A 12,127-nucleotide genomic window follows, 5' to 3' on the forward strand; every position below is an offset into this window, starting at 1 on the left:
ATACATGCCAAATTTAACAAGGTTATATAACTTCCAACCGGGTACACCTATTTCTTCTTCACAAATGAATCAAGAATTAAATCAACTCGTGAATGGCGTGAACAACACGTATTCCAAGACAGAATCAGATGCCAATTTTCTGAAGAAAACAGCATTAGCCACAGCTACACCACTTATGCAAAGTGGCTGGGTTTCACGTTCGGGCTCGGAGAGTGCATATAAGTTTATTCGTACGCAAGAAGGATTGGTGCATGTTGTTGGGAGTATTATAAATGGCGCTACAGGGATTAACAGTGTGATATCTAATATCCCTCCGGGTTTTGAACCGGCGAAAATAGAGTACATGGTAGTCGGTAGTGGATTAGTGCGGTTCCAAGGCTCGCAAGTTTCAGTTGCACGTTCGCTACCGACAGCCGAAGTATTCTTCAATATGACGTATTCTACAGTGTGAGGAGGATGAGATATGGCAGACCTTACATTTACCGCACCGTACCGGGCGGCGATGACAACGAAACAAGCACAAGCGCAGGCAGGGAATGAATTGTCTGCGCTGTATCAACGTGCCTTGCAAAACGTGAAATCTCAATTGTATAACAACCAAGTCATGGCAGCAGAACAGGCGGCTGCACGTGGCTTATCACATTCCGGCTTGGCACAGGATGCACAGAACAAGCTCATGTTGGGTGCACAGGGACAGATTGGCGACATGGAAGCAGAACGCGCTTCTAAGGTAGCTGCACTTGCAAGGCAAATCCTTGAACGTGACCAAGATGTAGGTTTCCGCGAACGACAGCAAGCGTATAGTGAATGGAACGGACAGCAAGGATTGCGCATGGAACAAGACCGTTTTAACTATCAGAAAGAGCGTGACAAAGTTGCAGATGGACAGTGGCAACAAGAGTTTTCGCTCCAAAAGCAACGAGCCGCTTCTAGTGGAAGGGGAGGTAGTGGCGGCAGTAGAGGGCGTTCTGGCTCCCCGAGACCAGCTTATCAAGCAGACCCACAAGCGCCAAAAATCAACTTACCGGATACGTTCCAAAGTTACATTGATGCGAAGGTGCCGACAACCAATAGTTACGCAGGCTTCATGAAGCAAGCACGATTAATCGAACCAGAAGCAGCAAATGCGTATTACATTGACCAAGCGAAGGATGCAAGAAGAAAAGCGTACGGGGGGTAACATATGGCGTACAAACCAAAAGAATGGGAAGAAACCTTATTCGGTAAGGTGGATGGCCGTAAGGTAAAAGATAAGCAAGCCTATTACAACGATGCGCTGACAAAAGAAACGCAAAACTGGATGGCACAAAAGAATGTAAAGGGGGATGTTGGTTCTTACAAGAACCACATCTCTCGTTATTATGACGATCAGGACCGTATCAACGGATTTAACTCATTCCTCGAGAAGTTTAAAAAGAAGAATGAAGAATCACAAAAGAAAGCGTCTGAATCGTTTGTCAGAGATAATCCGCAACTGGTCAAGGATTATCGCGACATGGGCGGTACATCACAGTACGTCACACAAGAAGCATACGATGAACAGAAACGGATTACGGACGGATTCTCTCGTTTGCAGAGTGCCAAGAAAGAGCAAGAAAAGACACAAAAGAAAAGTGAACCATCTTTTCTAGGAGACGTTGCTTACACGCTGAAGAAATGGGGACAAGCTGCCAATCCGTTTGATGATGTATCTGCTAAAGAAGCGATTAGCGACTTTACGAAGAACGGCTTTAAAGGTACAGATACAAAAGAAGTAAACCGCTTTGCGAACCGTACGTTGAATTCAGCCACGCTCAATGCTTCCGATGCACTCATGAAGGGTGTACGCGGGGAAGATGCTATCACATGGCAGAATAAACGCGAGGGGCTTGGTAACAACGCAGCAGACTTTATCTCGACAGGCCTTGGTTATGTGGTACCAGGTGCGTTGGGTGCAAAAGCTATAAAAGGCACAAAACTAGCCGCAGATACATCTAAAACAGGACTAGCACGTGTCGGACAGTGGGCGAAAGAAGGAGCGGCTATTGGCGGTGGTATCTCGCTTGCAGAAACGCCTGCTAAAGCCTATTTAAATCCCGACCAAGGGGTAAGTGACCATGCGCAACGAATCGCTTTAGAGACAGGATTAGGGGCATTAGGTGACGTTGCAATACGTGGTGCAGGAGAAGGATTAACGAAAGTGTTGCAGGCAATTAACAAGGATAAGGCGTTCAAACAACTAGACACGATTATGCAAGGTAAAGACCCGAACGCTCCGCTTCGTGCGAACCTACCAGAACAGGCACCACAACAGGGCAATACACGAAGTTTACCGAACAAAATGGAAGCTATTACGCCTGCACGAAATGAAGCGGCACCGAGTTTAGCATCCGCTGCAGCTAAAGTACCACAAGTAAATACGGCGAGGACTCCCATTGCTCCAACTTCCGCACAAGCATTACCAGAAGGTGTACAAGCTATGACATCACCTGCTATTCCGTTACCACAAGCAAGTGGAGCGGCAAACGGTACTATCACAAGGCAACAGCTTCTGGACAATTTACGTAATCGGTTTGGAGTAACCATTCGTACAGGACGACTAAGCGCACCAGAGGATGTACAAGGAATATATAAAGTGACACCTGAAGTAATTCGTTCACGGAATCATGGTGATTTACAGGTCATCTCACACGAAATTGGTCATCACCTTGACAAACAACTTCAATTGTCAAATCCAAAATTTGATGCAGAGTTGATGGCACTTGGTCAGAAAACATCAGGACAAGGTTATACGCCGGACCAAGTGCGATCAGAAGGATTAGCAGAATTTATGCGTTTATATATGGTGGAACCACAAGTTGCACAGCAACAAGCGCCACAATTAGCGCAGTTTCTTGATAGTCAATTACCAAAAGACATTCAAGCAAAAATCATGGATACGCGTAGTGATTTTCAGACATGGATTAACCAAGGTGCTATCAATCAAACAATCGGTCAAATGAACATTCATGGTAGTAAAAATCCTATTCAGAACCTAAAAGAAAAACTGCAAAACCTGCCTAAAACTGCTGAAGAACTATATACAGAAGGTGTAGATAAATTATTACCTCTTTCTAAAGTAGAAAAAGAATTGGCAGGTACAGAGAAAAAGGTTCTTGGTGGTCTATATAAGATTAAAAACTTGCCAGATGCTTCAGAGTCTCTCTATAAACAAGCGCGTCTTGCGGCTGGGACACCACGTGCTGCTGAACAGAAGCTACAAGAACTACGGAAAATTCTTGCTCCGATTGTAAATAGTAAAGACTTTACATTAAAAGAATTCCGTTCTTATATCGCCATGAAACAAGCGCGTGATTTAGAAAATCACGGTATCCAATCTGGTTTTACTAAGGAACAAATTGAAGAAGTGTTACAAAAATTTGATAATGTTCCTGAAATGAAGAAAGCACAGCAAGATTTACTCGCTTATAACAACTCTTTATTAGATATTTTGACTGATGCGCAAGTGAAAACAAAAGAATCGGTAGAAGCCATGCGTAAAAAATACCCAAACTACACACCATTCTTTCGATACTTTGATGAGGAATCTTCAGGCGGGCTAACAGGTAACGGGTTTGTTGATTTAAATGATCCGGTTAAACGTATGACTGGTTCTAGTCGTGATATTATTGACCCGTTAGAAAGTATTATTCGTAATACATTTACTACAATGAAGACGGCTGCGCACAACAAAGTCGGCTTACAACTGAAGCGTTTATCACAAAAAGAAGGTGCTGGTGGGTTAATTGAACGTTTGGAAGGAAAACAGCCAGTAAGCAAGGAAAACATTGTCACGGTATTTGAAAACGGTGAGCGCGTGCAATATCAATTATCGCCAGAGCTCTACCGTTCTATGAAAGCACTGGATAAGGAATCACTCGGTAAGTGGTTCCAACTTGCAGCAAAACCTACTGATTGGCTACGTGCCGGTGCGACACTAACACCTGAATTTGCTTTACGAAATCCGATTCGTGACCAATTCAACGCGACTGTTGTCAGTGATGTAGGCTATAACCCGATTGACTTTTTCCGTGGGTTAAAAGAGGTAACGAAAGCAAAAAGCGGGAAAGCCTCACCTGTCTATGACGAATGGGTAAAACAAGGCGGTGCTTACGGTGGGTATCTCTCTGCGGATCGTGACGTACTGAAGCAGAACTTGGATAATCTTACACAAGAGGGAAGTAAGGTACAACGTTTGGCTAAGAATGCGGTGAAACCAAGCAAGTGGCTAGAAGGGTTGCAAAAACTATCTGAAATCTCCGAGGAATCTACAAAAATAGGTGCCTATAAAAAAGGATTGAAGAAGGGATTATCACCTGAAGAAAGTGCCTATCAAGCTCGTGAACTTATGGACTTTAATCGTATGGGTGACAAGATGCAGGGTGTGAACCAAATCTACGCCTTTCTGAATGCGAACGTACAAGGGAAAGACAAATTGATTCGTGCTTTCCGTGAAAATCCTGTACGTACAGCTGCACGCATCACAGGACTTACAGTACCACCTACCGCACTTGCATATGCCAGCTATAATTGGGCGAACGAAAAGCAGAAAGAGCTTATCGACAATATGCCGCAGTGGGAGAAGGAGACGTACTGGGCAGTTGCTGTACCAGGTACAGATGAAGTGGCACGGATTCCGAAGCCGTTTGATATCAACGCGGTGCCGAATGCGATGGAAAAAGGCATAGATTACTTTGCTAAAGGGGATAAATACGCGTTTGAAGATAAGAAGGACAGCGATGTATGGAAGACGGTTGCTACTGCAGCTACACCAACTTTCTTAAAACCATTTTCCGAAAATGCTATGAATCACTCTTTATTTACAGGTGGTCCTATCGTTCCGCAACGTGACCAAGCGAATTCACCAGGTAAACAATTCGGTCCTACGACAAGTGAAACAGCAAAATTCGTTGGAGAGACTACCAATTCGTCACCTTATAAATTAGATAACCTATACCGTTCCTATACTGCGGGATTAGGTCAATATCCGCTAAAAGGATTGGATAAGGTCATTACAGCTCTATCTGGTAAAGAAGCACCAACACCAGTCGGAAAGTCCTTTACAGAATCTGTACCAGGTGTTAAAGCATTCTTCTCGAACGATTTAAGTGGTGGTAAGGTTATGGATGATTACTATCGCATCATGGAGAAGCAACAGCAAATCGCAGCGGATGCCAAAGACGAAGGAAAAGAAGCACCAAACAAATCGCAAATGACCGCGTTTAACAAAGTCAACAAAGATATGGGAGAACTGCGTGCAATGTATCGTCAAGTCATGGCAGATACAGAAATGTCACCGGATGCAAAACGTACAGAGGTTGATAAGCTCAACAAACAAATGAAAGAACTGGCGCGGCAAGGTGTACGCATCTTCCGTCCGGATTACAAGTAGAGGGCTCAATGAGCTCTCTTTCTTTATATCTAAAGGAGGTTATGGAATGTCAATTAGCATGGAAGGGTTACGTATTGTGCACGCCTATTTGTTTGGCGGTGTGAAGTTTTTGGATTTACTGGTGGTGTTAATGTTCGTGGACATTATCACAGGGGTGCTACGTGCAATCAAAGAGAAACGTTTGCGGAGCCGTAGTGCCATGTATGGATACGCTCGAAAAATTGCCGTGTTCGGCATTATCATTTTAGCAAATATCATTGATGTCATCTTGTCGTTACAAGGAACCATAGCTTTTGCAACCGTACTGTTTTACATTGCAAATGAAGCGATTTCAATTGTAGAGAACATGGCACAAATCGGTGTAAAAGTACCACACATCTTGAAAGATAAACTACAAGTAATACAGGAAGCAGAACAAGAAAATACGAAAGAGAGTGATGCGCAGTGATTCCAGTAAGACAAATGTTAGTGCCGCCGCAAAAATGGCATATCAAATGTCCCTACAATATGATCGCGGAAACCATCACCGTCCATAACACCTATAACGATGCTTCTGCAAATAACGAAGCACGTTATGCTGTTAGTAACGATAAATCGGTATCATATCACTATGTAGTGGATGACAAAGAAGTCATTCAGATTGTAGATGAAAGCCGTAACGCATGGGCGGCAGGTGACGGGAACGGACCTGGCAACCGTAAAAGCATTCACGTAGAAATTTGTTATTCACTAAGTGGCGGCGTTAAATATGTAGCAGCAGAAGCACTCGCTGTTAAGTTTATCGCACAACTCTTGCGTGAGCGCGGTTGGGGAATTGACAAGCTGCGCAAACATCAGGATTGGAACGGAAAATACTGTCCGCATCGCATACTTGGTGAAGGACGCTGGGAAGCGTTTAAACAAGCTGTAGCGCGTGAATTAGTGAGTGATACACCTTACTATGTAATTGTACCTAACACAGCATTCTGGCAAGCGAGAGCGCTTGTGAAACGATATGAAGAAAAAGGTTTTAAATGTTATGGAGTAGCGGGCAAATCCTACAGGCAAAACGAAGAACCGCAAGAGAACGACCCGTACCAATTTTACATTGAAACAAACCTCGAAAATGCCAAATGGATACGTAATGAATTAGAAGCAATTGGTTACGATAAAGCCTACGGCGAAGTCATATCGAAATAAAAAGAGCCCTGCGCAAGCGGGGCCTTTTGTGTTTATACACTCATAATTTGTTTCTTTATCGGTTCCTTTTCCTTATTGATGACCGCCAACAAACCACCGATAACACCCACAATTGTCATAAACACTGTAAATATGTAATATCCCAGGTTCACATCTCCGCCTCCTATGAGTACGGTGACTACACTTGCTCCTGCCAACAGCAAATAAATTCCTGCGTATATAGAAGCGATAATAATCCTAAACCGCGGCGCACATATACAACTTATGTAGATAGCTGCACCAATCGTTACACCATCACGATAAATTGTATGGAAAATAGAAGAAGATAAACCTGCTTCAGGTGGTCCTACAAATTGCGTAATCGACCAGTACATCACAAAATTTAAAACAACGGTCGTGATAAAAAGCATAGGAATGAATAATACCCAGCGTACTATTGGATTCCATCCTTCAAAAACGTTCACAAAAAAGCCCCCTTGAATATGTATGTATTGCGATAAGTATAACAACAAGTAGCAAGATTTTACATATTTTTTTAGGATAATACATAACATGCGGGGTAAACTACATACGAGGTGATCGTATGTCTATTATGACTTACATTGTGCTTCTCGCTTTGTTGTTTGTGGCGTACAAAATATGGAGTCGCCGCAAAGACGGGCAATTATATCGTATGTATTTGCAATTTAACCGCAGTGAGGACTATCGCAAAACATTGGCGATGGGGATATATTACCGCTTCAAGAAAGCTGTTGAGAACGAAACAGTATCTCGTGTATTCATTCGACAGAACCCCTTGCAGTTTGAAACGTTCTGTGCCGATTTATTGGAACGTGTGTATGGCGGGAGTTGCACAGTTACAACCGCATCTGGTGATTACGGTGTGGACTTCGAACACCGCGTAAACGGTGAATTATGGCTAGGGCAATGTAAGGTGTATTGCGGAGATATGCCGTTCAACGCGATTGCGCTGATTCACAGCAATATGGTGAAGCGCGGGGCAGCAGGTGGGTATATCATAACAACTGGAAGCTACACAGAGCCAGCGCGTGCGTATGCCGCTGGGCTTAACATTAAGTTGCTGTCAGGTCCCGACATTGCTGATTTATATATGCAATCATTCGACCATGAAACAGCGCCAGTATATGAAAAATCCCTCGTCTAAGACGGGGGATTCGCTGTTTCTTCGGACTGTTCAGTAATTTATATCTATCCAATTGTTGCATTTTTCGTTTTCGCAATAGATGGTTAGGTGACTAATTTTTGTTTTGCTATCTATTGTTACGATTTCAACTTCAATCTCAATGTTTTCTTGCCATCTTCTATCTCCATTTGTGAAGATTTGTTCATTCCCGCATTTAGCACATACGATTGTAAAAGTCATATTTACACACCTCTTCTCTCTTCCTGTACAGTTTTTGTCTGTAACGCTATATCTTCGAACTATGCACTACATTTGCTTTAATACTTCATCAATTGCCAGTTTTACTTTCTTCTTTTCTATTCCATTGTTGACATCGTACTCAAAGCTGAAGTCACATTTACAAGTACGCTTAATTATATTGTCATCAACTTCTAAAGTGCCTTGACCATTACCTACAAATTGATTTCCGCAGTTAGGACAGTCATTTATAAGTGGTGCTACCTTCAAGTAGATCATTACATTCATTCAAATTTCCTCCTTCGCAATATTTGTCGATTGCGACGCTGTTTCTTCGGACTGTATCTTGTATGCTAACAGAATAATTCTGCTAATTCATAAGCTTCTTCTTTTGTTTGGGCATACCCACAGAGTTTATACGCATGTGCCAAATACGCTTGGACGTACTCACTATCAACAACAAACACATCACCAGTAGGCGATTTGGAAACAACAACAGCGAATTTATCCATTTTAAAATTCCTCCCTCTAATACGTAATTTGTGTCTACTCTTCCTTTACCCAAATGTCTTCTACTTTCATTTCCAATAATTCCGCAATCTTCATTGCCTTTTCAAAACTCGGCTTGGTGCGGTTGCGCACAAGTAAGCTCAATGTAGTTTGGCTCATACCTACTTGTTCTGCGAATACCTTCTGCTCAATCTCTCTCTCGGCCAGTATCGCCTTTAATCTGCATTTATACATATATCTGCCTCCTATATATATTCTACACCATAATTATAATCCCTTTACATAAATTTAAATTTATTTAAATTATTTTTGTTGTACAGGCAATATCTAACCATTCGAGACGTATACCTATATTACCTTCTCCTATTCCAAGACGTATTCCAGATGGGAGAGAAAAAAGGGGGGATACCATGTTCATAAGACATCTGTATCAGCAGTTATCTTATCAACCATTGCAACCGTCCCAAAGTCTTTATAACTTGTATGCAGATGCAAAAACAGATGATGAAGTTGCCATGCTTTTTGAGCACATTTATATCCACGATGCCATCAATCATCCTGATTATGTGGACGTTGCCGAATTGTTGGGTGACGAAGAACCATATGGTCCGTATAACGAAATCGGCATTCAGCGGCGAATTGATTGCTATTTGGGGAGGGGAACGATTTGAGGCATACTTATCGATATCTAAACGAAACGCCGTACTTGAATCCATCCAAGGAACTGAAACAGATGTACAAAAGCGCATCGAATGATGATGAGAAAGAAGCGGTTATTTCGCACATGGAACGATTTCAAGTGTGCAACAAAGAGTACAAAGGATACTACTCCATCTTGAAAGCATACGAGGAAGAAACAGAAGAACCGGAACCAATGGACTGGAACGACTTTGTTAACGATTATGACATCTATAAAAAGGGTGGGAAAATCCATTTCAAAAAGCGGCGGCAATCATGAGTGATTACGGAATGTACTGTAGTTTGTGCGGTCGTCTACAGCCTTGTTTTGACAACCGGTGGTGCGATAGTTGTACAGAACGGATGACACCTAACTATGAGGAGGATGACAACAATGACAATCGTGGGTAAAACGTTGGTTGTAGTTGGTGTGACGGGTGTTACGTTAATTGGTATTGAGATCATGAAAAAGAAAGGGCATCCAGTACCTCATTGGGTAGCACCTCTCATTAGAAATGGAGCTGCATGCGGCGTTGTCCTTAACATTTTGAACTGGTTGTCTAAGCTATTTATGTAGTATGCCAAAATGTATTCCACGTGATATGCCAGTGAGGTATAGGGATAGGGAATAGGAACATTCTTACAGGCGCAAGGGCGTACAAGGGATTTTTACTCTGCTTAAATCAATAGGTATATTACCCTATATAAGGGTATATAAAGGGAGGAATTTACATGTTAGAAGTGGCATTAATACCGCTTGGTTTTTACGTGGCGCTGAAGACTGGATTATTGCGCAAGAAAGATGATGACCGGAGTAAGATTAAGGTGTTTTTCGAGATAGCCGGCATTGCAATTAAACATGATGACCGTTTACAATACCCCGACTATCTAGAGACGTTTGAAGACAGCCGAAGCAAAACGTATATCTATCGGTTGCCGCTTGGTATGCCGTTTAAGGTGTTAGAAAAGGTGCAAGATGTGGTAAGCGAAGGATTAGGAAAACCGGTGCGGATCTCTTATGATAACTACAAAATGCGGATTCGGGTATTTAACGGAGAAATCCCTACAAGTTGGGATTGGTCGCCAGACTTGGTGCAGGAAGGGAAATGGATTATCCCAATTGGCCGCAGCTTAGAAGGGATTGTTTATCATGACTTTGACAAGACACCACACATGACATTAGGTGGATTGGTACGGATGGGAAAAACGGTGTTTTTAAAGGTATTGTTTACTACCTTGTCTTTAGCTAATCCGAAACATGCACACTTTTACCTGATTGACTTAAAAGAAGAAGGCTTAGAGTTTAGTGAGTTTAGTGACCTGCAACAAGTCGAAGGGATTGCGACAAAAGTAGAAGAAGCATACGACATGTTGCAAGAGGTTATGGTCAAAATGAATGCACGCGGCAAGTATATGAAGGAAAATCGTATCAAAAATATTGTGCAAACAAGTGAGAAAGACCGTTACTTTGTGATTGTAGACGAGGGAGCGGTACTCGCACCTGCAAAAGGATTACCTAAATCACTCAATGTAAAACTGGAAGAATGTCAATACATGCTAAGTCACATTGCACGAGTAGGCGGCGCATTAGGATTTCGTGTTATCTTTTGTACGCAGTATCCGACTGCTGATACATTGCCAAGAGTTATTAAACAAATGGCAGATGCAAAATTAGGCTTACGATTACCTACACGTATTGCAAGTGAGGTTGTGATTGATGAACCAGGTCTAGAAGATCTGCCACAAGTCCCTGGTCGCGCTATCTTTAAAACAGATAAATGTGTAGAGCTGCAGGTTCCCATGTTAGAGGATGTCACCATGCGTAAGTTACTTGAACCTTTTGTTGCACCTAAGGAGGTTAAACAACATGTATCACCAAGCGCAGATGCACAAACAGAGACAGATAGCGATATTGAGTACGCTTAAAACGCTTCAGTTTGCGACAAGACGGCATTTGATGTGCGTGCACGATATGGGAGGGATACGTAACGCAAATCGCATTATGCAAACGTTACAGCCTTATACGAAGTCGGTTATCCATAATAGGGAGCGTGTGTATTATCTTAGTAAAGAAGGTCGGGCACTTGTTGATTGCGAGGTAACACCAGTGCCTAGCCGCATCGCACATGCGCTCTTACGTAACGAAGCATGGCTCATGCTGCATTGTCCGGATGAATGGGTCGTGGAGAAGAAACTCAAGTACAGATGGCGAGACAAAGATAAAACCATTCTACCAGATGCGGTGTTTAAGCAAGAGGGCATTTTGAACTGCGTGGAAGTAGATCGGTATCAAACCATGCACGCAAACAACGAGAAGTTAAAACGATATGATGAGCTCACACAATACTATAAGAAGAAGTACAACGGACGAAAGCCTGTTATCCATTTCTACACCATATCCCTATACCGTGAGCGTAAGTTGCAAGAGCTGGCACGAAAGTATGATGTATACATCAATATTACCTATCTTCCGGAGGTGTAGGATGAAAACAAAAAAAGACATTTACGCTGTATTGTCTAATTTCGCTTCTATTGCCGATTACGATGCGGAGCTACAAAAGTATTACCTCGTGTTCTCAGACCGTAAACGCGGCGGTGTATACACGCTCATGCGTAAAGGCGAGCAGTGGAGCACGCATGGGTACGGACTGGATTATATGGATGACAGAGAAACATTCCTGACAGAAAAAGAAGTTGTGGATTTCTTGTGGATTCATCGTGCAGCGTTTCGTCAGACTGTTATGACTATCCATCCTGAAAATGTAGTATACTTATACAAAAGTTAAACGGTGTGCAATGGTTGACTAGAGATAGGCATGGGGATGCGTACACATACTGTGTGAACATTGACCACATATTTGACCACACGAAACGCATTTGACCACATAAAAGTTCACATTTTGAAAGTTTTTGTATGGTGACAAAAAGGCTAATCTTTATAAATAAAGGCTTAACGAAGCCTAAACGAG

15 protein-coding genes and 1 pseudogene are annotated in these 12,127 nt (G+C 42.5%); 12 read left to right on the top strand and 4 right to left on the bottom strand.

Annotated elements, in window-relative coordinates; translation table 11 throughout:
• Positions 1-4: 4 nt before the first annotated feature.
• From EEJ45_RS10480 to EEJ45_RS18715, 5 genes and pseudogenes are all read left to right on the top strand, one after another.
• Positions 5-451 carry a hypothetical protein gene (locus EEJ45_RS10480; protein ID WP_124564759.1) on the top strand — a complete coding sequence of 149 codons (447 nt, stop codon included), beginning with the start codon at positions 5-7 and terminating at the stop codon, positions 449-451.
• Between the two features lie 12 nt (positions 452-463).
• The gene (locus EEJ45_RS10485) at positions 464-1,180 is read left to right on the top strand and encodes a hypothetical protein (RefSeq protein WP_124564760.1); all 717 of its coding nucleotides are present in this window, start codon (positions 464-466) and stop codon (positions 1,178-1,180) included.
• A 3-nt stretch (positions 1,181-1,183) separates the two neighbouring features.
• Complete coding sequence (locus EEJ45_RS18425) at positions 1,184-5,410, top strand: LPD38 domain-containing protein (RefSeq protein ID WP_164464256.1); 4,227 nt, start codon at positions 1,184-1,186, stop codon at positions 5,408-5,410.
• Positions 5,411-5,456: 46 nt separating this feature from the next.
• Positions 5,457-5,858, top strand: a complete 402-nt coding sequence (locus tag EEJ45_RS10495; RefSeq protein WP_124564762.1) for a phage holin family protein — start codon at positions 5,457-5,459, stop codon at positions 5,856-5,858.
• A 14-nt stretch (positions 5,859-5,872) separates the two neighbouring features.
• Positions 5,873-6,331, top strand: a pseudogene (locus tag EEJ45_RS18715) (peptidoglycan recognition protein family protein); the annotation flags it as partial.
• A 290-nt stretch (positions 6,332-6,621) separates the two neighbouring features.
• Here the strand turns inward: EEJ45_RS18715 and EEJ45_RS10505 are convergent.
• On the bottom strand, positions 6,622-7,053 hold the full coding sequence (locus EEJ45_RS10505; RefSeq protein WP_124564763.1) for a hypothetical protein: 432 nt from the start codon (positions 7,051-7,053) through the stop codon (positions 6,622-6,624).
• A gap of 119 nt (positions 7,054-7,172) precedes the next feature.
• Here EEJ45_RS10505 and EEJ45_RS10510 point away from each other — a divergent pair, with 119 nt between their 5' ends.
• A complete protein-coding gene (locus tag EEJ45_RS10510) occupies positions 7,173-7,754 on the top strand; it encodes a restriction endonuclease (protein WP_124564764.1) in 582 nt (193 codons plus the stop codon).
• A gap of 285 nt (positions 7,755-8,039) precedes the next feature.
• Here the strand turns inward: EEJ45_RS10510 and EEJ45_RS10515 are convergent, their stop codons facing one another.
• The 3 genes from EEJ45_RS10515 to EEJ45_RS10520 form a co-directional block, all read right to left on the bottom strand.
• The gene (locus tag EEJ45_RS10515) at positions 8,040-8,258 is read right to left on the bottom strand and encodes a DUF3797 domain-containing protein (RefSeq protein ID WP_124564765.1); all 219 of its coding nucleotides are present in this window, start codon (positions 8,256-8,258) and stop codon (positions 8,040-8,042) included.
• A 65-nt stretch (positions 8,259-8,323) separates the two neighbouring features.
• Positions 8,324-8,482 (bottom strand): hypothetical protein, encoded by a 159-nt coding sequence (locus EEJ45_RS18430; RefSeq protein ID WP_164464257.1) that lies wholly within the window; start codon positions 8,480-8,482, stop codon positions 8,324-8,326.
• A gap of 34 nt (positions 8,483-8,516) precedes the next feature.
• Complete coding sequence (locus EEJ45_RS10520; RefSeq protein WP_124564766.1) at positions 8,517-8,714, bottom strand: helix-turn-helix transcriptional regulator; 198 nt, start codon at positions 8,712-8,714, stop codon at positions 8,517-8,519.
• A gap of 176 nt (positions 8,715-8,890) precedes the next feature.
• Between EEJ45_RS10520 and EEJ45_RS10525 the strand changes: the two genes are divergently transcribed.
• The 6 genes from EEJ45_RS10525 (at position 8,891) to EEJ45_RS10550 (ending at position 11,944) form a co-directional block, all read left to right on the top strand.
• Entirely contained in the window at positions 8,891-9,151 is a 261-nt protein-coding gene (locus EEJ45_RS10525) for a hypothetical protein (protein ID WP_124564767.1), read from the top strand.
• A complete protein-coding gene (locus EEJ45_RS10530) occupies positions 9,148-9,438 on the top strand; it encodes a hypothetical protein (protein ID WP_124564768.1) in 291 nt (96 codons plus the stop codon). The genes EEJ45_RS10525 and EEJ45_RS10530 overlap by 4 nt, the downstream gene beginning before the upstream one ends.
• 114 nt (positions 9,439-9,552) lie before the next feature.
• Positions 9,553-9,735, top strand: coding sequence for a hypothetical protein (locus EEJ45_RS10535; protein WP_124564769.1), 183 nt, complete (start codon positions 9,553-9,555; stop codon positions 9,733-9,735).
• A 155-nt stretch (positions 9,736-9,890) separates the two neighbouring features.
• Positions 9,891-11,084 (top strand): FtsK/SpoIIIE domain-containing protein, encoded by a 1,194-nt coding sequence (locus EEJ45_RS10540; protein ID WP_124564770.1) that lies wholly within the window; start codon positions 9,891-9,893, stop codon positions 11,082-11,084.
• A complete protein-coding gene (locus EEJ45_RS10545; protein ID WP_124564771.1) occupies positions 11,026-11,640 on the top strand; it encodes a replication-relaxation family protein in 615 nt (204 codons plus the stop codon). Before EEJ45_RS10540 ends, EEJ45_RS10545 begins: the two co-directional genes overlap by 59 nt.
• 1 nt (position 11,641) lies before the next feature.
• A complete protein-coding gene (locus EEJ45_RS10550) occupies positions 11,642-11,944 on the top strand; it encodes a hypothetical protein (protein WP_124564772.1) in 303 nt (100 codons plus the stop codon).
• Positions 11,945-12,127: the final 183 nt, after the last annotated feature.

The organism is Ectobacillus antri (assembly GCF_003852715.1).
GTDB classification, from domain to species: Bacteria; Bacillota; Bacilli; order Bacillales; family Bacillaceae_G; genus Ectobacillus; species Ectobacillus antri.

Coding starts and splice junctions, on each gene's coding strand:
- EEJ45_RS10525 (WP_124564767.1), top strand. CDS start 8,891: ATGTTCATAAGACATCTGTATCAGCAGTTATCTTATCAACCATTGCAA.
- EEJ45_RS10520 (WP_124564766.1), bottom strand. CDS start 8,714: ATGTATAAATGCAGATTAAAGGCGATACTGGCCGAGAGAGAGATTGAG.
- EEJ45_RS10485 (WP_124564760.1), top strand. CDS start 464: ATGGCAGACCTTACATTTACCGCACCGTACCGGGCGGCGATGACAACG.
- EEJ45_RS10545 (WP_124564771.1), top strand. CDS start 11,026: ATGTATCACCAAGCGCAGATGCACAAACAGAGACAGATAGCGATATTG.
- EEJ45_RS10515 (WP_124564765.1), bottom strand. CDS start 8,258: ATGAATGTAATGATCTACTTGAAGGTAGCACCACTTATAAATGACTGT.
- EEJ45_RS18430 (WP_164464257.1), bottom strand. CDS start 8,482: ATGGATAAATTCGCTGTTGTTGTTTCCAAATCGCCTACTGGTGATGTG.
- EEJ45_RS10550 (WP_124564772.1), top strand. CDS start 11,642: ATGAAAACAAAAAAAGACATTTACGCTGTATTGTCTAATTTCGCTTCT.
- EEJ45_RS10510 (WP_124564764.1), top strand. CDS start 7,173: ATGTCTATTATGACTTACATTGTGCTTCTCGCTTTGTTGTTTGTGGCG.
- EEJ45_RS10535 (WP_124564769.1), top strand. CDS start 9,553: ATGACAATCGTGGGTAAAACGTTGGTTGTAGTTGGTGTGACGGGTGTT.
- EEJ45_RS10480 (WP_124564759.1), top strand. CDS start 5: ATGCCAAATTTAACAAGGTTATATAACTTCCAACCGGGTACACCTATT.
- EEJ45_RS10540 (WP_124564770.1), top strand. CDS start 9,891: ATGTTAGAAGTGGCATTAATACCGCTTGGTTTTTACGTGGCGCTGAAG.
- EEJ45_RS10495 (WP_124564762.1), top strand. CDS start 5,457: ATGTCAATTAGCATGGAAGGGTTACGTATTGTGCACGCCTATTTGTTT.
- EEJ45_RS18425 (WP_164464256.1), top strand. CDS start 1,184: ATGGCGTACAAACCAAAAGAATGGGAAGAAACCTTATTCGGTAAGGTG.